Annotated in this window: 17 protein-coding genes and 1 pseudogene; 7 read left to right on the forward strand and 11 right to left on the reverse strand. The window is 64.3% G+C overall.

The annotated features are described in order from the left end of the window. Positions 1-4 precede the first annotated feature (4 nt). A complete protein-coding gene (locus QZY44_RS05615) occupies positions 5-550 on the forward strand; it encodes a gamma carbonic anhydrase family protein (protein ID WP_295443424.1) in 546 nt (181 codons plus the stop codon). 569 nt (positions 551-1,119) lie between these two features. Here the strand turns inward: QZY44_RS05615 and QZY44_RS05620 are convergent. Then, positions 1,120-3,582: an ATP-binding protein gene (locus QZY44_RS05620; protein ID WP_295443427.1), complete on the reverse strand. Its 2,463-nt coding sequence runs from the start codon at positions 3,580-3,582 to the stop codon at positions 1,120-1,122. A 120-nt stretch (positions 3,583-3,702) separates the two neighbouring features. Further along, positions 3,703-7,170: an acyl-[ACP]--phospholipid O-acyltransferase gene (locus QZY44_RS05625; protein ID WP_295443430.1), complete on the reverse strand. Its 3,468-nt coding sequence runs from the start codon at positions 7,168-7,170 to the stop codon at positions 3,703-3,705. A gap of 313 nt (positions 7,171-7,483) precedes the next feature. Between QZY44_RS05625 and QZY44_RS05630 the strand changes: the two genes are divergently transcribed. From QZY44_RS05630 to QZY44_RS05655, 6 genes are all read left to right on the forward strand, one after another. Then, positions 7,484-7,984 (forward strand): hemerythrin family protein, encoded by a 501-nt coding sequence (locus QZY44_RS05630; RefSeq protein WP_295443433.1) that lies wholly within the window; start codon positions 7,484-7,486, stop codon positions 7,982-7,984. A gap of 607 nt (positions 7,985-8,591) precedes the next feature. Beyond that, the gene (locus QZY44_RS05635; RefSeq protein WP_295443436.1) at positions 8,592-9,164 is read left to right on the forward strand and encodes a hypothetical protein; all 573 of its coding nucleotides are present in this window, start codon (positions 8,592-8,594) and stop codon (positions 9,162-9,164) included. Between the two features lie 204 nt (positions 9,165-9,368). Next, the gene (locus tag QZY44_RS05640) at positions 9,369-10,496 is read left to right on the forward strand and encodes a CHAP domain-containing protein (RefSeq protein WP_295443439.1); all 1,128 of its coding nucleotides are present in this window, start codon (positions 9,369-9,371) and stop codon (positions 10,494-10,496) included. A gap of 297 nt (positions 10,497-10,793) precedes the next feature. Then, the gene (locus tag QZY44_RS05645; RefSeq protein ID WP_295443442.1) at positions 10,794-13,412 is read left to right on the forward strand and encodes a hypothetical protein; all 2,619 of its coding nucleotides are present in this window, start codon (positions 10,794-10,796) and stop codon (positions 13,410-13,412) included. After that, entirely contained in the window at positions 13,409-15,787 is a 2,379-nt protein-coding gene (locus QZY44_RS05650) for a vWA domain-containing protein (protein ID WP_295443444.1), read from the forward strand. The genes QZY44_RS05645 and QZY44_RS05650 overlap by 4 nt, the downstream gene beginning before the upstream one ends. Before the next feature lie 477 nt (positions 15,788-16,264). Next, on the forward strand, positions 16,265-17,803 hold the full coding sequence (locus QZY44_RS05655) for an ankyrin repeat domain-containing protein (protein ID WP_295443447.1): 1,539 nt from the start codon (positions 16,265-16,267) through the stop codon (positions 17,801-17,803). Positions 17,804-17,951: 148 nt separating this feature from the next. On the opposite strand, the gene QZY44_RS05660 is transcribed toward QZY44_RS05655, so the two are convergent. The 9 genes and pseudogenes from QZY44_RS05660 to QZY44_RS05695 form a co-directional block, all read right to left on the reverse strand. Then, complete coding sequence (locus tag QZY44_RS05660) at positions 17,952-18,140, reverse strand: hypothetical protein (protein WP_295443450.1); 189 nt, start codon at positions 18,138-18,140, stop codon at positions 17,952-17,954. A 965-nt stretch (positions 18,141-19,105) separates the two neighbouring features. Further along, a complete protein-coding gene (locus tag QZY44_RS05665) occupies positions 19,106-19,492 on the reverse strand; it encodes a hypothetical protein (protein ID WP_295443452.1) in 387 nt (128 codons plus the stop codon). A 35-nt stretch (positions 19,493-19,527) separates the two neighbouring features. Continuing rightward, positions 19,528-20,061 carry an AAA family ATPase gene (locus QZY44_RS05670; protein WP_295443455.1) on the reverse strand — a complete coding sequence of 178 codons (534 nt, stop codon included), beginning with the start codon at positions 20,059-20,061 and terminating at the stop codon, positions 19,528-19,530. Positions 20,062-20,587: 526 nt separating this feature from the next. Beyond that, positions 20,588-20,734 (reverse strand): annotated as a pseudogene (locus QZY44_RS35640) (ATP-binding protein); the annotation flags it as partial. 9 nt (positions 20,735-20,743) lie between these two features. Beyond that, entirely contained in the window at positions 20,744-21,106 is a 363-nt protein-coding gene (locus QZY44_RS05675) for a type II toxin-antitoxin system PemK/MazF family toxin (protein ID WP_295443458.1), read from the reverse strand. Continuing rightward, positions 21,096-21,290, reverse strand: a complete 195-nt coding sequence (locus tag QZY44_RS05680) for a DUF2281 domain-containing protein (protein ID WP_295443461.1) — start codon at positions 21,288-21,290, stop codon at positions 21,096-21,098. Before QZY44_RS05680 ends, QZY44_RS05675 begins: the two co-directional genes overlap by 11 nt. A 171-nt stretch (positions 21,291-21,461) precedes the next feature. After that, positions 21,462-21,722, reverse strand: a complete 261-nt coding sequence (locus QZY44_RS05685; RefSeq protein WP_295443464.1) for a hypothetical protein — start codon at positions 21,720-21,722, stop codon at positions 21,462-21,464. 95 nt (positions 21,723-21,817) lie between these two features. After that, positions 21,818-22,471 (reverse strand): hypothetical protein, encoded by a 654-nt coding sequence (locus tag QZY44_RS05690; protein ID WP_295443467.1) that lies wholly within the window; start codon positions 22,469-22,471, stop codon positions 21,818-21,820. A gap of 90 nt (positions 22,472-22,561) precedes the next feature. After that, positions 22,562-22,767: hypothetical protein (locus QZY44_RS05695; RefSeq protein WP_295443469.1), on the reverse strand; the 206-nt coding region annotated here is incomplete at its 5' end.

The raw sequence follows: 22,767 nt of genomic DNA on the forward strand, positions 1-22,767 counted from the left end.
CGCCATGGACCCGATCAGACCCTTTGAAGGTCAATACCCTGACATCGACCCCAGCGCCTGGGTCGACCCCACCGCCGTCGTGATCGGCGACGTCACCCTGGGACCCGGCGCCTCGGTCTGGCCCCTGTCCGTCATCCGCGGCGATATCCACCGGATCAGGATCGGCGCGGGAACCAACATCCAGGACGGCAGCATCCTGCACGTCTCCCACGACAGCCGCTTCAGACCCGGTGGCGCCCCCCTAATCATCCATGAGCGGGTGACGGTCGGGCACCAGGTGGTGCTGCATGGCTGCGAGATCGGCGACCTGTGCCTGATCGGCATCGGCGCCCGGGTCCTGGATGGGGCGATCATCGAACCCGGGACCCTGCTCGGCGCCGGCTCACTCGTGACCCCGGGCCAGGTACTCACCGGCGGTGCACTGTGGGTCGGCGCCCCGGCGCGGCGGGTGCGGGCACTGACCGAGCGTGAGTTGGAGTACCTGGAGTATTCGGCGGCCAATTACGTCCGCCTGGCGGGGCGCTATCGCTCGAGCGGGGAGGGCGCATGAGCACCATCCTCATTCGCCGGAATCGAGGTCAGCGAAAGCACGTCCTCAACCGGCACTGCGGCTGAGCGCACCTCTTTCGGGGATGGGCGCGCGCGCCGCTTACGCCAGCTACGCCAACTCCGGTTCGAGCGTCGCGCCGGGATACCACGACTGGACTTCGGTGCGGCTTGCGGGGGGACTGAATGAGTGCGATGCCACCGACCCGTCCCGGTGACAGATCAGCCACCGGTACTGGGGTGAATCGGGGTCGGGGAGGGGGCGCGCGTCCGCGGTTCTGGCCAAGTCGAGGAAGGGGGTGGGCGTCATACCGCGACCTCCCCCGGTCGGGCGTGGTGCGCGGCCGGCAGCCGCCCCGGGGCGCCTTGGCGTCCCGGGGGGCGGATGCAAGACCGGACGGCCGCGGGGTCCGGTGCGCGTTCTTCGAGGGTGTCGTGATCAACCATGGGTGTCGATTCCTGCCTGCACGAAGGGACCTGTCTAAGTGCCTAATCATACGACACAACCAACTGAGAAAGCGCAAAAAATTTCAAACGCCATTTCCCGGCAGAAATGACTGACGATTCTCCGCTTTAGGTCGACAGCGGGTCCGCTGTGGCCCCGGCCGCTGCCGGGCGGTTTCTCATTACCCGTTGTACGGTCTCCAGCATCTCCTCGCGCTTGAAGGGCTTAGTGATGTAGTCGTCCATGCCGGTGGCGATGCAGAGTTCCCGATCGCCGGCCATGGCGTTGGCGGTCATCGCGATCACGGGGGTGTGGCGATCACGCAGGCGCTCGGGGAGGCCAGCGGGTACCACTGCCGGTCGTTCGGGCGACTGTCCGGCCTCCAAGGCGCGGATGATGCGGGTGGCCTCCAGTCCATCCATCGTCGGCATCTGCACATCCATCAACACGACCTCGAAGTCCTCGGCCGCGAGCGCGTTCAGAGCGACCGCGCCGTCCAATGCCTCCGTCACCTGGTGGCCGTCCTTCTCCAGGACGCGGCGGGCGATGACGCTGTTGACGTGATTGTCCTCGACCAACAGGACGCGATAGGTCCCCCGCGGTGGCGCGCTGGTCGGAGCCGCGGTGCCGACGGCCGCCAGGCGCTGGGCCTGCGCGAAGTCATGCAGATGATTGATGAGCTCGCCCACGATCAGGGGCTCGGTGATGCACAAGACATGACTGCCGTCGGCGAGCCGGTCACTCTCCTGCTTGTCCGGCTCGGACAGGGCGATCAATGCCAGCTCCGGTGCCACCGGGATCTCGCGCAGGAAGGTGAGGATGTCGGTGGTGGTCGCATCGCACAGACACTTCTCCAGCACCACGACACGGAAGGGGTCACGGGCGGCTGCCGCGGCCTTGAGTCGGGCGTCCGCAGCGGCGGCATCGAAGACACACTCGGCGCGGCAGCCCAATTGGGTCAGACGCTCACACACCAGCCCCATCGCGATGGCGTCGGTACCGGCGACCAGGATTCGCGCGGTCCCCAATTTCGGCAGCGCTCTGCCCTCGGCCCGCGGCAGGCGCACGGTGAAATGGAAGCGGCTGCCCGCGCCCGGCTCACTCTCCACCCACATGCGCCCGTCCATCAGTTCAGCGAGTTTCTGGGAGATGGAGAGCCCGAGTCCGGCCCCCCCGTGCTTACGATAGATGGTCTCGTCCGCCTGGGTGAAGCGGGAGAAGATGCCGGCCTGGCGGTTGCGGGGGATGCCCACACCGGTGTCGGAGACCTGCAAGCGCAGCGTGACCAGGCCAGCGCGCTCCTCCGCGAGCCCGGCGTCGATGCGTACATGGCCCTGGGTGGTGAACTTAAAGGCGTTGCCCACCAGATTGACCAGGATCTGGCGCAGGCGTAGCGCGTCGCCGACCGCGGCGCGCGGGAAGTTCGCCTCAATGCGGTAATACAGTGCCACGCCGCTGCGCCGGCTGGTATCGGAGAAGGTCCGGACCACCTCCTCAATGACCTCCACCAGATCGAATGAACGCTGCTCCAACTGGATCTGCTGGGCCTCGATCCGGGAGAAGTCGAGGATGTCGTTCAAGAGCCCAAGTAAGGCGTTAGCTGAGTTGAGGATGGTCTTCACATCATGACGCTGTTTGGGTGCCAGCTCACTGTCGAGCACGAGCGAGGTCATGCCGATGACGGCGTTCATCGGCGTACGGATCTCGTGGCTCATATTGGCCAGAAAGACCGACTTGCTGCGGTTGGCGGCGTCTGCGGCATCGCGCTCCCGGGCGACGGCGTCCTGGGCCAGGCGCCGGCGGCGGTTTTCGCCCTCGAGGCGCGCGGCATAGCCGAAGGTCAGGGCCAATACCAGCAACACCACTGCCGCCACCAGCAGCGCCTCACTCCCGCGCAGCTGGCGCCGCTGGGCGGTGATTTGTTGTTTGAGGTCGGCGAAGCGCTGCCGGCCGTCGTCGAGCAGCCGGGTGGCCTGCTCGCTCAGGCGGAAGAAGGTGGGCGGCAGGTCGCTCAGAAATGAGTGTAACGCCTCATTGGCTTGCGTCTCTGCCTGGTCGTCCCGGCGGGTCCGGGCGGCGTCGCGCTCGCCCAAGAGCCGGGTGAGGAGCGCCACCTGATCGCTGAGCGTCGTCAGCGTGGGTACCAGGTCCCCAACTTCCAGCGGGTAGTCGCTGAGTGCCGTCGTGATCGTCTCGCCGGTCTGGGGCGAGTGCACATCCGGCCGATTGCGGGCCCCCGCCATCGCGGTGAGTCGCGCCTGGGTGCTCTCAATGAGGGTACGCAGCGCCCGGCCAAGCCGGGCCTGGGCCAGCCCCCCACGGGTACTAGCCAGCTGGTAGACGGACGCCTCAATGCGGATCAGGTCCTGGACCACCTGCTCTACGCCCTGCAGTCGTATCCATCCGTCCGCGATCGGTTGGTCGAATTGATCGCTCAAGTCATCGACATAGAGCGCTATCCCGACCAGGGTCAGGAACCCCACAAGGACCAAAACGACGGGGCCGAGTGCCCGCACGAGTGGATGCGTCTTGGATGGTTCCGCTCCCGCGAAGCCGCGCTCGTGCGTCTTGGTGCTGACTGATCGGCTCATATCCGGCCCGCCCGCCGGGGTGATGCCGCCGGTCTGCCGCTGAGTCTGGAAAAAACACGGTCTATTTTGTGTCCAATGCGGTTCATTGATGGCCAATCCTGATGATAGAGTTCCAGTCTGTTAGGCCGCCAGCGCTAGGCGCCGGACCCCGCTAAAATCGGTCTTGCCGCTGCCGAGCTTGGGGATAGCGTCGACGCGGCGCACGTCCGCTGGGATGCTCAAGGGGTTTACGCCGGCTGCGAGCAAGGCGCGGCGCAGGGCATCCCAGTCCAGATCCGCGGCCACCAGGAGCAGGATACGCTCACCCTTCTTCTCGTCCGGCAGGCTGACCGCGGCCAGTTCCAGTTCAGGCTGGGCCAGTACACGGCGCACTTGCTCCTCCACCGCGCCCAGGCTGATCATCTCACCGCCGACCTTGGCAAAGCGCGAGTAGCGGTCGACGATGGTCAGGAACCCGTCCGGGTCCAGATGGCCCTTGTCCCCGGTGCGGTACCAGCGCCGGCCGTCCAGTTGCGTGACGGCCGCGGCGGTCTGCTCCGGGGCCTTGAGATAGCCCTTCATGACCTGCACCCCGCCGATCAGGATCAGCCCGTCGGTGCCGGCCGGCAGGGTCGTGAGCGAAACCGGGTCGACCACCCGGAAACTGGTCCCGGGCAGCGGCATGCCGACGGTGCCGGGGCGTGAACCGGTCTGGATCTTCCAGTTGTCCAGATCCAGGGTGTCGGGCACGTTGACGCTCGCCACCGGTGTGGTCTCGGTGGCCCCATAGCCCTCGAAGATCGGCCGCTGGAATTTGAGCACGAAGGCCTCGCGCACGTCCGGAGCCAGCCGCTCGGCCCCGGCCACCACGATCCGCAGTGAGTCCAGCATGAGCGGGTGGACCTTGCGGTTCTTGGTATAGAGCCGCAGGAAGGTGGACGTACTGCAGAGCACGGTGGCGCGGTGCCGGGCGATGGCCTTGGCGGTGCCGAAGGCATCCGTGGGGTCCGGGTGGCAGACGATGGGGATGCCCTCCACCAGCGGCAGGAAGGTCGTCACGGTGAGCCCGAAGGCATGGAAGGGCGGCAGGTTCGCCATGATGATGTCGTCGGCCTGCGTATTGAGCACGTCTGAGATCTGCCGCAGGTTGGCCATGATATTGCGATGGGTCAGCTCCACGCCCTTGGGTGTTCCCTCGCTGCCGCTGGAAAAGAGGATGGCGGCGGTGTCGCTGGGGCGGGTGTGTTGTGCGAACAGGGCGAGCAGGGCGCGCGCCGGGAGCGCCGCGACCAGCGCCAGCGTCCCGAGCGACTCCGCACGGCCGATGCCGGCGCGCAGTTCCTCCATGGGGTGCAGGGTGACCTCGCCGAAGGCGGCGCTCAGATCAATACCGCGCCCAGTGAGTCGCTTTAGGAAACGGTCCGCCGTGATGACATGACGAATGCCCGCGGCAGTGATGGCGGCGCGCAGTGCCTGCGGGTTGGCGGTGTAGTTGAGGTTCACCACCTGCTTGCCGGCCATCAGCCCGGCCAGGTTGGCGATGGCACAGGCACCGCTTGCGGGTAGCAGGATCCCCAGGGCGGGTTCCGGGGCCAGGCGCCGGATGCGCGAGGTGAAGAGCAGGACCGCGGTGATGAGCCGCCGGTTGGTGAGCGTGGTCCCGGCCGACTCGATCACCGACACCGCTGCTGGGGTGCGTTTGGCCGTGCGCAGCCAGGCGACCGGCAGGGTCGGTAGCCCCAACACATAGTTCTCCCAGGAACTCACCGACAACTCGAAGACCGCCTGTTTCACCCGCTCCGCGTCCGACTCCAGGGGCAACGGCGCCCCGAACGCGACGACCACGTCCTGCACCTGTCCTGCCCCGCGAGTTTCCTTGAGCTTGGTGCTGGCGTAGGAGAAGCGGCTGCCCCAAAGTCCACGCAAGTAGAAGGGGACGATGGTCACATGGGGGACGGCGCCGGTCCCCACCACGACCTGGCGCGCGGAGAGTTCGTAGCCACGCTTGAACTCGGAGAGTTGACCGTTCTTGCTGATGGTCCCCTCCGGGAAGATGCACACCACCTCCCCCTGTTCGAGCAGTCGGGCGACGATGGCGATGGCGTGGCGGCTGCTGCCGCGCGAGATCGGCACCACCCCGAAGAAATCCAGGAACCATTTCAGGTACCAACGCTCGTAGATCTCGCGCTCCATCACGAAGCGCACGGGGCGCGGGCAGGCCATCTGGACCATGGCCCAGTCCAACCAGCTGATGTGGTTGCCGAGCAGCATCACCCCGCCCTGGGCCGGCAGGTGATCGAGCCCGATGACCTTGAGCCGGTAGCGGGTCGCCACGATGCGCAGGACGACGAAGCGCACCAGTGACTGGGGCAATTGGTAGATGGTATAGGCCGCCCCGACCAGGGCGATCACTGCGAGCGCGACCATGAGTGCAAAGCCGCTCACCTGCGCGTAGGCGGCGGCCACCGTCAGCCCCAGGAAGGCCAGCATCCAGATGTTCTGGATGAAGTTGCTGGCGGCCAGGACCCGCCCCAGGCCGGCCTCCCCCGCGTTGAATTGGATCAGGGCATTGAGCGGCACCAGGAAGAAACCGGCCAGGACGCCGAGCAGCAGGAAGTTGACACCGTGGGCCCAGGTCGAGTGTAACTCCGGGAGCAGAAACAGGGCCGCGGCGATGCCGATGGCCCCCACCGGGATCAGGGCGGTCTCGATGTGGTCGCGCGAGACCCGCCCGGCGATGACGGACCCCAGGATAATGCCGATCCCGGAGCAGGCCAGCAGGCCCTGGATCACCACCGTGTCGGTCTCCCCCAGGGTCTCCTTGGCGTAGGCCGGAAAGACCGCAAGGAGCACCTGGGAGATGGACCAAAAGACCCCGAGCCCGATGATGGAGAGCCAGATCACCTGATTGTCCCGGGCGGCCTTAAGGTTGACCCGCAGGTAGCGACCGCTGCTGTACTGCGCCCAGTCGAAGGCGATCTTCTCTCCCGGCTCGGTCAGGGGCAGGCGATAGGACAGGCCGACCTCGACCAGGGAGGCGAGCACCAGGACCCAACCCACGGGTGCGATCAGGTGCATGACCTCGCCGGGTGTGCTGAATTGCATGCCGCTCAGGTGTCGCTCGAACAGCACTGAGAAGAAGAAGATCCCGGCCAGGATGGCGGTCGTGGTGGTTGCCTGGACCCAGCCGTTGGCCGTCGCCAGTGCCTCGTTACCAACCAACTCCTTGATATAGCCATACTTGGCCGGGGAGTAGATGGCCGCCTGGAGCGCCAGCAGGAAGGTCATCGCAAAGGCCGGCCAGAACAGTCCGAGGTAATAGCAGGCGGTGATCCCCAGCGTGATGGCCACCGCGGCCCAGGCGGAGACCCGCATCACCTGCGGCTTGGGGAAGCGGTCGGCGAGAAAGCCGGAGGGTGAGAACAGTAATACAAATGGCAGCAGAATCAGGGCGTTGACGATAGCGGTAAAGAGTATCTGGGCGTCACCGTCGTACGTCTTGAAGACGGTGTTCTGGATGACGATCTTATGGCCCAAGTCAACGAACGCATTGAGAAACATCATCCCGATAAAGGGCCGGAAACCGCTGATGCGAAACAGACGCGCCATGACCTCTAGTCTCCTGTGCTGTGCGATGTCCGCGGACCCGGCCGGGGCCGGCGGAGGATTGTTTTGCCGTCACCCCCGGCGGGTGAGCGGCCCGATGCCGGGCGGCGCGTGTCCGCGGCGCGTCGCCGCCTGACGCAGCGACGCGACGGTCCGCCGCTGTCCTGCCGGTCGGCCGCCCGTGCCCATGCTAACGCGAAGGAAGCGAGGAATGGTAAGGAATGTCGACTAAGCTATGTTCAGACAGACCGGCGTACGCGGGGCGCGCCCGCGTCTGCCCCCTGAACCGATCCTATCCTCAAACTTGGTGCAAGTTATGGCCGCTTTCCTGACGTGGCTGAACCAGTGGCAGACCGGTATCGACTGGATTGATGATGACCACCGGGAGATCGCTGCGATCCTCAACCGGCTCGTGGAGGTGAATGGACATCCGCTCACCCAGGACCCGGAAATCGCCCAGTGCAGGGTTTTCATCGTGTTGGACGCACTGATCGAGCGCACGCGTCGCCATTTCCAGGCCGAAGAGGCGTTCCTGCGCACGATCCGCTTCCCGGGGTACGAAGGGCACCGTTGCGAGCACGCGATGCAACTCGCCGAGTTTGCCGACCTGCGCCGCAGCCTGGAGCAGGACGGGGCCATGCGGCTGAGTCCAGACACCCTGGAAGAGTTCAAACGCTGGTTCTTTAACCATGTGGTCGTCGAGGATCGGGACTATGTGGACTACTACGTCGGTGAGGTCGTGACGAGTGCCGCCTATCGGGCCTTCCACGCGGACGGGCGGGTGCCGGGCGGTCCGTACCGTGACCGGACAGATTGAGCGGATACGGTTTCCAAGTAACAGGCGGGCAGCCAATCGGTGCACGAGCCATGCGCCTACGCTTGGGCAGATACCCTGCGGTCCCCGGCGAACCTCGCTTGCCGAAAATGCCCCTGTCCCTGCTCCTGCCGGCGCGGCGCCACGCGCCCGGCGATGTCTGCCACGTAGCGCCTACATTTGGCAATGTGAAGTGGCTCGTAAAACCCGACTGACACGGTTGGGTGTTCGCCCCATGATTCATTACCGCATGCCTTGACAGGTCGTCTCCGTAGTGATATTTTCCTTATTGAGCTAGGTTAATTTTTCAGCGGTGGCGTCGTTTGAAGTAACCAGTCGACGGCTCGCGCCGCTACCGCCCTGGTCCGCTCGTTGCGGAGGGAAGCGAATCGTGGTGGTTCAGCAGTGCGGACTATGGAAGAGCAGTATCCAGGTGTTGGTGGGTGTGCTTATTGGCTACATCCTGCATGCACTCCTCCAGCCGCTACCATTGCCCTGCCCGCAGGACGGGCGAGAGGCATTGATGGAGCATTGTCCAGCCCAAGCGGTTTGCGGGGAGCGCGGTCCGCAGGTTGGCGGCGCTGCTATCGATCGGCCTCCGAGTCCCCCCTTGACCAAGATCGACACCGCTACGACCGACAGTCGCTCGCTGGGCGGCGCGTTGCAACCAGCCCCCGCCAGGATGAGTTGCCCTTCATTGACACAGGTCCTCGAGTCGCAGGTCGGGGGTGCCGCGCTTGCGGCAACGTCCGGCATTGACTCGTCCTCTCGCCGCAAGGGGCTGCGGGCGTTGGCGGTTCTCGATTCGGATGATACCCGTGGGCTGGTCCTGGCGGCGGTGTCCGACGTCTCCGAAGATGCCGGATTGCGGCGCGACTTGATCGGCGAAATGGACTGGCATGGCTCCATCCAGAATGCCGTCGCCTTGTTGGCCGGAGATGCCGATCAATCGATTCGGGTCGCGGTTATCAATGCCGTGCGCGACAGCCGATTGGATCCAACGGAGTTCGGCCTCTTTGCTCAGTCCCTGGTCGCGGTGGCTCCAGACGAGTCTGATCCGTTCGTCCAGCGGGTCATATTGGATTACTTCCTTGCCAGCGACCAGGCTTGGCTCGCTTCGCTGCGGGATGCCTTTCTTGCCCATGGGCAGTCCGTGCCCCCGGTGCTTGAGCCCTATCTGTGACCGCCGGTCTCGATCAATACGCCGGTCAGCCTGCGGATGAGATTCGCGGTTGGGGGTGTTCCTGCGCCCGCAGGAACGGCGCTCCGGTCGTGATGGGGTGCCGCGAATGGCGATGGCCGGAGTGATGGTCAATGCCTGACCCGCCTGCTGCAGATATCCTGATGTCTCGATCTCTCATGCACACATCACCAGGGGAATAGGATTATGTCTTGTAAGATCGCACTGAAGACGATGACCGCCTTGGCTTGCCTGGCACCGGTGTCCTTGTTTGCCTTCGATACCGGTTATTGTACCTATGGGGTCGATTTGATCAAGGGGGGGGTGCCGTGGACAGGCGATGCCCAATACTGGTATAAGAACGCCCAAAATGTTCTTGGAACAGCTTCTGTGGGCAATACTCCAATAGTTGGTGCCATCATTGTGTATAAGGGGGGCACGTATGGACATGTTGGGGTAGTCTCGCAGGTCGACGCCGACGGTAAAGTTTCCAAGGTGATCGACATGAATGGTGGCGGTGCCTTCTGCGGCACGCTCGACTCAAAAAGCAGATGTATGCCGGACCCGGCTAGGTCAGGGACTGGGACATTTGGTAAGTTTGCCGAAACCGCTAAACCTGTGGCATTAGCGGTCGAAGGTTATATCTATTACAAAATGGGTAAATTCTGTCCGCCGATCGGTAGTTCTGACGCCAACGAGATAACCTCTTGCCGCTTCCGGATAGCCTGTACTGAAGCCCTGATCGAAGGAGCAAGTGGGAGCTGCCAGGCGTATTTCAAGGGAAAGCCGGTTACGACTGGCAGTTGGTCAAGCAGTAATAAGAATATCCTGGCCATTTCAGCGAAAGGAGGACTAACGGCGCCAGCCGTGACGGCCAACGCCAATGCCACCATCACGGCTAGCTATTCGGAAAACAAGCAGATCTGGACCGCGACCACCGAGGTGTCGGTTCGCAACCTATTCAATCCTGGCGACAGCGCTGCCGGCGCTGGATGCAAGAACGATCTTGCGGCGACGAGCGCTACACTCAAGGACAGCAAGGGAAAAACAGTCGGATCAGCGACTTTGTGGTGGGGCGGGAATTGCTCGAACGGCGTGTGGCCGTCGCCGTCTTCCGGCAGCAAAGGTAATTGGGGAGCGGCGAAGGCGACCGATAGTAAGGCGTCTGTCAAGGTTAACATCTGGTACAAGGCCGACACGACCAAGAAAGATAAGTTGATCTTGACCGGCTCCGGTACGGGGTCCGCCTTAACCGGAATTCTGGACGGCAGTCAGGTGGTTTGCATATCCGCGTCGGTTGGAACCGGACCTGAATCGGCAGCTGTCTGCAGGTAGATCATTAGATCGTGACGTAATTTTTTCAGGGACGAGGGTCGGTGGCGCTGCCACTAGAGACGGCGTGCCACCGGCCCTGTGTCTGGAGTTTGATAGCCAGCTCCATTGAATCGAAATTCTCTTTTTCCGGTGGTCGGCCCCCGGAGGGACGGCGGCGCCCGATCAAGCGTCGCTTAGGTCCGCTAGGAACCCACGCGGGCGCGGTCTCCCCTCGCGGGGGTAAACTAGGGCCTCCAGCCGCTGACTCGCTGCGTCCGCGGCGCCTGCCGAGGTGGACCCCAGCCCTTGAGCCCAACCATGACCGCGATCGCGATCACCCCCTCGCGTGTTGGCGCCTGTGCGTCCCTGACGCGTCCGGGACGACGGTTAGGGCGCACGGGCACGGGTCGGCGTGCCGACCGGCCTCCGGCATGGGCCGGCGTTTTTTCTTGCGGTGTACTCATCGGCATCTTCCTGCTGGGTGCGGCCGAGGCCGTGGCGGGCGCACTGGACCTGGGCTCCACCGGGGACCATGTGCGCGTCATCCTGGACACCTCCAAGTCCATGTGCGGGGCCGCCTGTGGCTGGCAGGACCCGCCGAACGACCCGGGGCGCCTCGCGATCCTCTCCACGCTGTTGCTACACGACCTGCTGAAACCTGACCCCAACAAGGCCGAGCATCCGGACAGCTTTGCGGTCATCCCATTCGATCAACAGAAATGGACCGGCGAGCAGCCGCCGGTGAGCAGCGTGACGCCCAGGCGGGCCACCGGGATGGCGGCGCGCGCGCAGTTCATCGCCGCATTGAGCGCGGGGCAGTTGCCATTCGATGCGATGAATACCTATTATTCACCGAGCCTCATTCAGGCACTCAATGATCTCCCGCCATTGTCGAGTACCGACAGCGCGGCGATGACCCGAACCATTGTCCTGATTACGGATGGGCTGTCGGTCAATCCGGGGCCCGACCAGACCTATATCGAAACGCGGCTCTTGCCGGAGCTCGCGGCCCGGCAGACGCGACTCTATGTGATCCTGTTCGGTCCGGATGCCAGTAGCCGCGGTGAGGCATTCTTCGCCGGCATCAAGCAGGCCGACGAGGCGAATGTGCGCTCCGGCCGCTATAGCCATCGCGTCTTTCCCGACTTCTTTATCGTGCGCACCGGCGAGGAACTCCCGGCGACGATGATCAAGCTGTTCTCCGAGGGCTTTGGCTATCTGCACCTGCCCGATGATCGCAAAGACCGCATCGGTAGCGGTGCGGTCGGCCTGAATCTGCATCGTGAGGTGGGTCCGCCCGAGGCGGCCATCGTCGCCCTGAGGTTGGACCCGGGCGGGCTCTCCACCCCACCCCCGCCCAAGCAGACACTGTCCCCGCCCCCCGGCGGCACCGTCAATCCACAGCTGCTGCTGGAGGCGCGCGAGCCGGGTGGGAGCTATGCCTTGCGGTGGGAGTTGAAGCCCTCGCCCGGAGACTATCCGTTGCGGATCACGGACGGCGCCGACGTGTCGGTCTTCGTCCTGCGCCCGACCAACCTGCGCGTGGAGCTGCGGGAGCATCTGGAGCACCACGCCGGTATAGCGTCGAACCAGACGCCGTCCTGCTTTGCGCCTGGTTCACTCGTCACGATGGCCGACCGGCCCTGCCAACTCAACTTCCTCGTGACCGCGGCGGCCGGCACCCAGGGCATACCGCCGCGATTGACCCTACGCTATTGGATCAAACAGCCGCGGCCCGACGGGTCTGAGCCCTGGAATAGCAACGATGCCGATGGCGTCGGTATTGCCGATACCCACCATTGGGATGATCTGGCCGCGGGGGGGCAACGCTATTGGTCGCAAACGCAATTTACCAAGAACCAGTTGCCCGGCGGTGCGGCGGCGGCCTATACGGCGCATGCGACCGTCAGGGTCGACTTGGAGAACCGTACCGTGGCCGCGCGCGGTGCCGATGACCCATTCGAGGTGCTGGTCTATCCGCGGCTCGGACTGTCGCCGCAGCCGCCGGCCATCAAGCTGAAGCATCCGGGCAGTGGGGCGCTCGGGCGTCAGGCGAGCAGTTGTGCGTCCTTCGACCTCACGGAGGATTTTGGCACCCGGCTTGAGAGCGCCCAAGGAAATCAGACGGCCCAGGGTAGCCCGGGCTTCAATATCCGGGGGTATCTGCGCGCCGAGCGAGCGACCATTGAGGGCGGGGCGCTGCGCGGCGCGCGCTTTACGTTGGACGGCGAGACGATCGGCTTCCAGGCGTTGCAGTCTGGGGCGCCATTGAGTGCGCCGGTGGGGACTCAGGCGGGCTTCGCGTGGTCGCAAGGAAAGCAGCGAACGCTTGCCGAGTTGGTGAACCGCGAGGGGGTGGGAGGCCGGCATGAGCTCTGTGTGACCCTGGGGCCCTATGCGGATGGCGACCCACTCAAACCGCCGGCCTTCCAATTGCAGCTCATTCTCGATCACCCCCCCTATGATCATTTCGATGTGATCAAGGTGCTCCAGGCGGAGGTGCTGGTGGCCAAGGCGCCGGGCGTTGCCTGGTGGTCGCTCCTGCCGTTTCTGTTGCTGGCTGGTCTGGTCCTGGCGCTGCTGCTGGTGCGCCGACGCTATACGTTGCCGCGCGACCTGGGTTATGCCATTGCGAGCGTGGCCAATCCGCAGCAATTTGTCGCGCGGCGGCTGCCGGCCGCGCACCCATTACGGCGCCTGCTTTCCCATCGGGCGCAGCGTCAGGTGGTCGATCAGCAAGGAGGGCTCTTGGGGTGGGTCCGGCCGGAAGACGAGGCACTTTTTGCCTTGCGCCCGGCACCCGGGATCACCGTCACCGACTGCGCCGGCGCGCCGATGGCGCCGACCGCCGCTGGTCTGTATCTGCTTGAAGTGCACAAGCCCTATCGACTGGGCATTGGCGAGGAGGGCCTATGGTTGCGGCTCCAATTTCTATGATCCGCAAGTCGGTCATGCTGTTTGCGCTGTTCCTATTGGTCGTGCTGTGGTTGCCGGTCCAGGCCGAGCCCCCGACCCGCGTCCAGCGCCAGGTGGCGGTGGTCCTGGATACCTCCACCTCGATGCGGGACGCCGACAACGACCGCCCGCGCCTGGCGATTCAGGCGATCAAGATCCTGGCCGACCTGCTCGGCCCCGCCGATGACCTGAGCCTGGCCTGGATGCCTGCCAGCCCGGAGTGCATCGGGCAGCCGGACCCGAGTCGGCGCATCGACCGGCAGGCCGGGGATCTGCCCGGTTTCAAGCAGGCACTGGACGAGCGCGCCCGCTACGGCGGGCCGACCAACTTCATCGTGCCGCTGCTCACCGTCAAGGCGGCGCTGGACGCCGCGGCGGGGAAAGAGCGGTTGCTCATCGTCATCTCCGATGCCGGTCGTGATACCTGCCGGGCGGAGAGCTCCCAGGTCTTGAGCGAACTGCGTGCCGCCGGGGTCCACACCGCGGTAGTCAGTCTCGGCGAGCGGGGCCGGCCGGTCCACAACGAATACGAGATCCGCACCGCGGCCCAGACCCCGACCGAACTGTTGTCGGCCATTGGGGAGATCTACCAGCGCTTTCTGGGCGCCAAGGCCCCCGCTTCCGGTCGGCTGTCACCCGACGCCACCGCGATCGTGGCCGAGGTCCCCGCGTTCGTGGACGAGGCGTTCCTGCTGGTTGCGGCCGAGGGGCCGGTGGGGGCCATCGCCGCCGCCGCGGGCAACCCGGCCGCCGACGCGCTCGAGCCTGACTATCGCGCGGGTGAGACCCGCGGACTCGACGAGCTGACCCGCGGTTATCGCATCCTGCGGCTGCGCCGGCCCGCCACCGGCACCTGGCGCTTCACCGTCAGCGGTTTGACCGGTGACGCCGGCTGGTACCTGATCCAGGACTTCTCGGTCAGCATGCGGGTGGCCGCACCGCCCACGGCGGCCCAGGGCGAAGATACGCCGGTGACGCTCGAGCTGATCGACGACCGGACCGGGAGCCGCATTGCGCGCCCCGGACAGATCCCGGGGCTCGTGGTGAAGGCCTTGGTGGAAGGCACTGAAGTCGCCTTTCGCGACGACGGCCAGGAGGGCGACCAGGACGCCGATGACGGGCTGATGACCGCCCGGGTGCGCTTCATGCGGGCCGGCCGCGCGACGTGGCGCGTCCAGATGGCGAGCCGCTATATCCAGGACGAGCAGTCGTTCGAGACCCAGGTCGTGCCCGCCACCTGGGGTCTGGAGGTGCAGACCCCGCCCTCGACCTTCGTCGGCAACACCACCCCGGTGGCCGTCCAACTCAAGGCGATGGGTGCGCGCAATGCGCTGCGCACGCCGGATCGGGTGCGCGCACGCTTTGCGGACGGTCGCACCCTGCAACTGCGCGATGACGGCCGCGACGGCGACCGCACGGCCGGCGATGGCATCTATGCCCGGGACTGGACGCCGGACCGTGTCGAGACCGCCGTCATCGACTATACCGCCGACGGGGGAGGGGACGCCACTGCCGCTCAAGGGCAGGTCGAGGTCAAGGGTACCATCGCCTTCGGCCCGCCTGGGGCGCTGGACTATGGGCGCCTCACGGGCCGCTCTGAGGGGACGGCGACGCTCGATCTGGGCTTTGTCCAGGCGCGTGGCCGGTTCGACCTGCAACTCACGAGCGACTTCTCGCACTGGGGCGCCGTGCTGGAGATCGACGCGGGGGAGGGCTTCAAGCCGTTGTCCGCGCGCGCGTTTACACTCGGTTTCCAGGATGGGGCCAACCGGCGCTATCCGGTCCGCCTGCGGGTCGACAACTGCCCGGCGGCCGTCTTGCCGGACGCGGCCGGGACCCTGGTGGTGGAGGCAGTGGATCAGCATGGGCAGCGGCTTCGCGCCGCCGTGCCCATCCGGGTCGAGATCGTTCCGGACCATTGGCTGCGCTGCTGGTGGCCGGTCATCGCCGCCATCCTGCTCGCACTCCTGGCAGCCTTTATTCTCTATGGCATCCTGCGCCCCGCGCGCTTTCCGCGCACCCTGGCCGTGATCCTCTCCCCGGAGGCCGATATGGACGAGGGCTATCCATTCAATATCCGCTCGCAGAAGGGCGCCCGCAGCGGCTTCTACCGCGATGCCCGCATCAATATCACCAGCGACTTCCAATTGCGCCGCGCCGCCAGCGGTGCCCTGGTGCGGCTGCGGGCGGGCCGGCTGGGTGTCTTCATTCAGGCGCTCCCGGGGTCGGCCGTGCTGTGCCAGGATGTCGACAACCAATGGGAGCCGGTGAGCACCGAGCAGGAGACGCGGGTGCGCTTCTCGACCCTGTACAAGGACGCCGCGGGGACCCTGTTCTTCGAATTCCGGAACCTCTGAGCGGATGATTGCCCTATCACGGCGCGTGACACCGCGGCACAGACTGGGCAAGTACTCCGTAGGCTGGGTAGAGCGTAGCGAAACCCATCGTTTGCGCGCGCCTAAGTTGATTGCTGGGTTTCGCTGCGCTGGCCTTGATCATCGTTCTGGCCACCAAGGTGGGTCGGTTGGCCGTCAGGCCGACCGACTGGGGGCGCCGCACCCCAGTGCGGCGAAACCTCGCAAGTCATCGCAGCGTTGCGGTTTGCTGCGAGGCCGGGCCGCACTGGGGTGCGGCGCCCCCAGAGTCGCGGCGCTTTGCGCCGCATGGATCAGTGGCCGGAACGATGATCAAGGCCGCTGCGCTCAACCCAGCCTACAGGTCGCGCACGCAATGGGCCGGCAGCGGATACTTGCCCAGTCTCGGCAGCGCTGTCACGTCGGTGTCAGGTGCTCCGCGATGCCTGCCGTCCTGCGGGGATGGCGATCAAGGCCGCTATGCTGAGCAAGCACCGGGTGCGCCCCTGTCGGCGCCTGGCTGCTGTGTTGGTGTCCGCTTTGGCCATGTGGTGGTCGGCGCTGGCCGGTGCCGATGCGACCTGGGACCTGATCACCGCGGCCTGGAATGGCGACCTGGCGCAGGTCGAGCGACTCCTCGCGGCTGGGGCGCCGATCGATGCCGCGACCACGTATGGCGTCACCCCTTTGATGGCGGCGTCGCTGGACGGCCGCCGCGAGGTCGTCGCCTTACTGCTGCGCGATGGCGCCAATGTCAATGCCAGAAATTCTGACGGTTGGACCGCGTTGATCCTCGCTGCCCAGGGCGGCCACTTTGATGTGGCGCAGACACTATTGGCACGACGTGCGGCGGTGAACGTGCAGCAGAATGACGGCGAGACCGCGTTGATGGTCGCCGCGCGCAATGGTCACCGCGAGGTGGTGCAGGCGTTGCTCAAACGGCGCGCTGCGGTGAAGGTGAAAAACAGAAAGGGCCAGACGGCATTGGACTTGGCGTTGGAGAACGGTCATGCCGAGGTCGTCCAGGTCCTGCTCGGCAAGGGTAAGGTCAATGACCGGATGGCGGACTATTTCCTCACCGCGGCCGCCAGCGGCGACCTGCGGCAGGTCAAGCGTCTGCGCTCCTTGGGGACCCCGATCGATGCCAAGCGCGATGACGGCTGGACCGCCTTGATGGCGGCCGCGTCCCAGGGCCGCCGTGCGGTCGTGCAGACCCTGCTCGACCAAGGGGCGGCGGTCAATGCCAAGAACGAGGAGGGTGGCACCGCGTTGATCCTCGCCGCGCACCAGGGCGATCCCGAGGTGGTACGGCTGCTGCTCGGCAAGGGTGCGCAGATCAATGCCGCGCAGTCCGATGGTGGGACCGCCTTGCTGGCCGCCGCGCAGCAAGGCCACGCGGAGTTGGTGCGTCCCCTGCTCGGGGCGGGTGCCGAGGTCAGCGCCGCGCGTACGGACGGCGTGACCGCCTTGATGCTCGCCGCGCAGAATGGCCATGTCGAGGTCATCAAGGCACTGCTCGATCAGGGCGCCGCCGTCGCCCCCAAGGATACTGGCGACTGGACGGCGTTGCTGCTCGCCGCAGCGAATGGTCAGACCGCGGCGGTTCAGCTCTTGCTTGACCATGGTGCCGATGTCAATGCCAAGGCGCGTTGCAGCGCCTGCGCTAGCCTTGGGACGCCGGCCCGCCGCGCCGAGGACCCGCCGCCCAAGTTGACTGACAGTGGCGGCTGGACCGCGCTGATGCTCGCCGCGCGAGCCGGCCATGTCGCGGTGGTGCAGTCGTTGCTCGCCCGGGGCGCCGAGGTGAATGCCAGGAACACCGAGGGTGGCGCCGCCTTGCTATTCGCCGCCGCCAACGGTCATGTCGGCGTCGTGCAAACCCTGCTCGATCATGGTGCCGCGGTCGATGCAAGGGATATCGGGGGCGAGACTGCGCTCAGTGCCGCGTCACGCCAGGGCCATCTCCAGGTGGTTCAATGGCTCCGGGGAAGCCTCGCGCGGCCGGAGTTGCCCAAGTGACGGGGAGGTGCGTCTGCTCGTTGACCGCGCTTGCGCCCGTAGGAGCGGCCCCCAGGCCGCGACGGGTTGCCGGGAGGTATGATCAAGCCTCGCCCGGTGACGCGCGACCCAACAACGAACCCGATCAGAATGTCGCTATTCCATACGCCTATTGGGACCCCTCCAGTCGCTTCAGCCGACGCTCCAGGGTGGCCAATCGCTCATCCGTAGACGGCGGGTCTGTCGCCGCCTCCAGGGCCGCAACCGCGCGTGTAACGACATCTGCTATCGACTCACCAGGACGGCCCAGCTCAATCAGCCGATTTTGGGTCTCGACGTCCAGGTGCAGCCATTGCATTCGCGCTCGGGACTGGCCATGGCGGCCAATGGCTCGCAATAGGGCAAGTAGCCGAGCGTAGGGCGATGGTGTGGCGCCGGTGCGGGAGCGGCGCCGCCAAATGATTAGGCTAAGTCCCATTGCCACCACCAAAACTGCGCCCCAGAGGACATGCGTCGCGCCCTTTGGCGAGGCCAGCGGCGGGCTTGCGTAGACTGGTGAACGCCCCTCCGGTAGTGGTAATTGCGGTATGCCCGATTCGGCGAACGATGTCGGCGGACTGACCACCGGTATGGTGGACCCTGCGGTTGCCGCAGACGTATCCTCACCGTCGAGGTTCGCGGGTGTGGCCGCTGCCGGCGGCCGTCCGGTTGTTGTGGCAGTCGTCTTTGACGGTGGGGGAGCGGCAGGCGCTGCGGCTACACGCGGCGGGAGAGCCACGGCAGTGTCGGTCGCCAAGAGGGCCTCAAAGTGATTGATTCTTTCGGTATAGACAGCACGCAGACAGTCCGCCGTGCCGCACGCCTCGCGTTGTTTCCTCAGCCAGTCCTTCTGTATCTGCTCCGGCGCCAGCCCACGCTCCTGCAATTGCGAATAGAGTATCCTCATCCTGACATCTTGGGCACGAACGTCAGGGGCGGCACAGATGAGGCGTTCAACCGACGTTCTCGCCTTCTCGCAGTCCCAGGCGGCAATGGGTTTCCACGGCTTAAGCGGTGCCGGTAGGCGTGTCGTCGTTTCCCTTTCGGTTGACTCTGGCGCTTCGACACATCCATCCTTATAGGCGTATAAGTTTCCGCCACCATTCCTGCCGCACCAAGCGTCGCCGGCCGGGTATCGGCAGACGCTGGAAGGGATGTCAGTGGCAAGACATGTCGCGTCAACGAAGCGACAGAGGACGGTGCAGAAAAGCGCAGTCGCGAATTGGCCGATAATTATATTTTTCATTGTGATCGAGTCGGTAGACCGGAAGCCGGTTATTGACGCTATTTCCCCTTTCCAAGTCGCTTGCGTATCCAGCAAATCCGTATACTTACGAATGAGTCAAAGGTCTTCCTGCCCAACAATACCACGGCCCGCGCCTCGCGCTCCTCGCGACTTGCAGTCTTTCCCTTGAAATCCCGCTCCATCCTGGCCCGCTCAGCGTCTATCGCCGCCTTGCGTGCGGCGACCAATGCGGGATGATTCAAATTCAGGATTGCCTTGCGAACATTAGTACCATCTGCTCGGTCGTCGATCGCAAGCTCAAGCGTGCTGCGCATGGCCGAATCCAGTATCGCGTCGGTGCGGACGTATATTTCGCCACCGCTGGTGAATCCGAGTACCCTGTCATATTCAAAATCGGTTAGCCATGGCTTCGAGATCCCACGCATTCAGTCGTCCCACTCCATCAACCCTTGCGCCCGAATCAGCTCGGGTCCAAGTCTCCCCAGCGTCCGGCCAACTCACTGTAGAGCCGCGCGGCATCGTCGCGGCGTCCGCTGTCAATGGCGTTGTAGAGTTGGCGCAAGGCCTCGACACCAGCATCATCGCGGTCATCGGTGTTCATCAGCTCACGCAAAATTGCGTTACTGTCCCGGCCCGCGACAAAGAGACCTTGTTCCGCGAGCCCCCGGCCCGCGAGCCGGCGTACCTGGCGATTCTCGGCGCTGCTTAAGACCTGTGGCGAATGGGTTGTAACCACGAATTGAAGCCGTGGAAAGGCACTGCGGAGTCCATCGATGACCACGCGTTGCCAGCGGGGGTGGAGGTGTAGATCAATCTCGTCGATCAGGACCACGCCCTCAATGCGTTCGGGGGCTTCGCGTCCGTCGGTCTCGTTGAGCAGGACCGCGCGGCGGGCGATGTCGCCGATCAGCGCCAGAAAGGCGTGGTACCCATCCGAGAGTTCGGCCCAGGGTGTGACCTGCCCGTTCTCGAACCAGACCACTGGCCCGCCCATACCCGGATGTCCGGGCGAGATCTTCGTAACGCCAGGTGCTGCACGCGCCATCGCCGCGCAGACCCCATCGGAAAACGGTGTGTCCCGTCAGGGTCTCGGGACGAATGGGAAAACCCCTTATTCCCCAGGCGAGGAGCGTATCGAGCAGCAGTGTCTCGTTGACGGTGGGGTCGAGCGATGACGCGTAGCCGGCCCGGCGGTCCCGGATGTCGAGCGCCGACCTTGCCGGACGCTGGGGGCTGCGCAAGCGGTCGGTTCCGTACCACGCGAACAGCGGCCACCGGGCACCGGGCACCCGAATGGCCTCAATGGCGTCAAATATCTCGCCGGTGCGGTCGGTCAGGCGACTGGATGCCGGATTGCGCGCCAACGCCCATTGGACTTCGCGCCCCGGGTCCACCATCGCCGTCCAGATCATGGAGCAGGGGCCTGCCGGTTCACGCTGACTGCCTTTGCCGACCGGGATCTGGCGGAGATCCCGCATCGCGTCGAACTTGAGCGACTTGGGGCTCTGAGGTTGGAACACCGCGATAACCATTGCCAGCGCAGCGAGGGTCGCCGACTTCCCGCCTCCGTTTTCGGCGAAGAGCACGGTGAGATCAGGCTCGATCGCCAGGTCCAACTGCTCGAAGCAGCGGAAATTGTCGAGTTGCAGGCGGTTGAATCGGAACATGATTGCGCTCTACGCCCCTTTGCCCGGAGCGTCGGGGGCGGCGTTGATCCCGACGCGTGAGCAAACCCCGCGTATCACCCGATCCACAAACAGACTGCTGGCGGACCCGAAAACCTTGCTTACCAGAACGACGTTCAAGGTAACGACCCTGTCGGTACGCACCCAACTCGTCGCAGGCAGCGCCCCGTGACTTATGTCCTGATCACGAATGGCAATGGCGTTGCTGTGGTGCGGGCGCGAGGTCACGGCGACCGCGAGGAAGTCACCGTAGCCGTCCGGGTCGGCCAACACCAAGACCGGCCGTTGCTTCGCGGACGACAGGTCGGTGAACGGAAACGGTACCAGGGCCAAATCGCCGCGCCTATAGCTCATTCCACACCTCATCCTCCGGGTTATCCCATACGGCGGCGAGCGAAGCCGCTTGGGCACCCATCAAATCCTCCCATTCCGCTCGCTCGCTCTTTTCCTTTAGATAGCCAATGAAATCCAGTACCTCCCGAGCCTGGGGCTCGGGGAGTGTCTTGATTTGTTCGTAGGCCAACTCTGCAACAGTCATAGTTGATTCTCCCGGCTAATCTTCTGAATCTGAGGGCGAATGGCGTCACTGCTTACACGTAACTACCTTCCAAGCTCCGCGACTGGTCAAGCGCATCCTTGACCTTCGCCTGCCGTCCGCGATACTCGATCTCTGCCGTGACGTACGGGAGGCCACGTCGCATTTTCATTATCATGAGTCACCCTGAATGCCGATCCAGTGCCGCTCCAGGATGTCCAGCGTATCCCGACTGGTGTGGAAGACGTAAAGCTCCCGTTGCGGGATTTCGCGATGAATTCTGGCGTAGGCCCTCAGTGCCGTCGCGGAATCGGGGAAGGCGTCAAGCACCGCCAATTGGTCGAGAATACGCTGATCGCCTTCGGAATGGGCCTTGACCGCCTCCAGCAGAAGCCACTGTTGCGGATAATGCCCGCGGATTTCTTGCCATTGCATAAGTGCGCTCCGAGGTCACGTGAGAAAATCACTGTCAGGCGTATCGGTCCAAAGGAATAGCAGAAGCTTCCTCGCATCGAAAGCGACTGGCAGACCTACGCGGACCGAGTGACAGTGGGAACAGATTCACCCTGTATCCTTTCGCCTTCCACGCCCAGAAATTTCGCCGCATCGCTGCAAATGCAGTCCAGTAGTTCCATGTCTTTGGCAAGTGCGGCGACTCCGATAGCTGTCGCGAACGCGATCGGATTCAATAATGTGAGCAGGGCAGCGACTCTATCGGATGGAATGTTTGGACAAGCGGTATCTTCAGAAATACAGTGTCGAACCTGTCGCGCCCCCGTGTGGGTAAAATCGCAAAGGACCTTCCATATTTCCTTACTCTTCAGGCGAGCAAGCTCGAGTCCGACAGTTCTGTGATCTGGATAATCGCCGATCTCCTGGATGAGTTTATCTGGGCATGGTGGTTCTCCGCCGCTCAGAAAGCGCTCAATCTGATCGTCCTTAGCGCAGAGAGCCAGCCACTCACCCCGTAGATATGCCTCGAACATTGGGCGAGCCAAGGCGAATCCAGAGATAGCCATGCTTCGTGGTTGCTCTAAGAGCACAATGATGGCGTGATGATGCTCGAGTGCGGTGCAATAGCAGCCTAGTGCAGTTTCGATGCGGCGTGTTTGTTGAAGGCTAACTCCGTAAAGTCGGGCGGCAATCGACTCCATAATCTTGTGAGCACTTGAGATACTTGACATACACTGGCTCCTTATGCGAAACCTCGTGGGTGGTTACGGGAAGTTTAAGACATCTGTAATGCCGCCACTTGTCCGTTGCTGCGTGGCATTCTACTCGTCTATTGAATCCTGCTTTTCGCCGTCTGCTTCAATTACAGCTTTCAAATCCGCAAGATGATCTGGAGTGAACCTTAACCTATAAGCCTCGCTGGCTAATCTAATTTCGATGGTCGTTGATTGCGCGGCATTTACCAGTTCACGCATATGATCGCGATCATGATTCGCATGCTTGAAGAGGGCTGCACATTGTGGGCTGA

The organism is uncultured Thiodictyon sp., from assembly GCA_903837595.1.
Classification (GTDB): domain Bacteria; phylum Pseudomonadota; class Gammaproteobacteria; order Chromatiales; family Chromatiaceae; genus Thiodictyon.

Coding starts and splice junctions, on each gene's coding strand:
- QZY44_RS05625 (WP_295443430.1), bottom strand. CDS start 7,170: ATGGCGCGTCTGTTTCGCATCAGCGGTTTCCGGCCCTTTATCGGGATG.
- QZY44_RS05660 (WP_295443450.1), bottom strand. CDS start 18,140: ATGCAATGGCTGCACCTGGACGTCGAGACCCAAAATCGGCTGATTGAG.
- QZY44_RS05655 (WP_295443447.1), top strand. CDS start 16,265: ATGCTGAGCAAGCACCGGGTGCGCCCCTGTCGGCGCCTGGCTGCTGTG.
- QZY44_RS05640 (WP_295443439.1), top strand. CDS start 9,369: ATGTCTTGTAAGATCGCACTGAAGACGATGACCGCCTTGGCTTGCCTG.
- QZY44_RS05665 (WP_295443452.1), bottom strand. CDS start 19,492: ATGCGTGGGATCTCGAAGCCATGGCTAACCGATTTTGAATATGACAGG.
- QZY44_RS05680 (WP_295443461.1), bottom strand. CDS start 21,290: ATGACTGTTGCAGAGTTGGCCTACGAACAAATCAAGACACTCCCCGAG.
- QZY44_RS05630 (WP_295443433.1), top strand. CDS start 7,484: ATGGCCGCTTTCCTGACGTGGCTGAACCAGTGGCAGACCGGTATCGAC.
- QZY44_RS05685 (WP_295443464.1), bottom strand. CDS start 21,722: ATGCAATGGCAAGAAATCCGCGGGCATTATCCGCAACAGTGGCTTCTG.
- QZY44_RS05615 (WP_295443424.1), top strand. CDS start 5: ATGGACCCGATCAGACCCTTTGAAGGTCAATACCCTGACATCGACCCC.
- QZY44_RS05670 (WP_295443455.1), bottom strand. CDS start 20,061: ATGGGCGGGCCAGTGGTCTGGTTCGAGAACGGGCAGGTCACACCCTGG.
- QZY44_RS05675 (WP_295443458.1), bottom strand. CDS start 21,106: ATGAGCTATAGGCGCGGCGATTTGGCCCTGGTACCGTTTCCGTTCACC.
- QZY44_RS05645 (WP_295443442.1), top strand. CDS start 10,794: ATGACCGCGATCGCGATCACCCCCTCGCGTGTTGGCGCCTGTGCGTCC.
- QZY44_RS05650 (WP_295443444.1), top strand. CDS start 13,409: ATGATCCGCAAGTCGGTCATGCTGTTTGCGCTGTTCCTATTGGTCGTG.
- QZY44_RS05620 (WP_295443427.1), bottom strand. CDS start 3,582: ATGAGCCGATCAGTCAGCACCAAGACGCACGAGCGCGGCTTCGCGGGA.
- QZY44_RS05690 (WP_295443467.1), bottom strand. CDS start 22,471: ATGTCAAGTATCTCAAGTGCTCACAAGATTATGGAGTCGATTGCCGCC.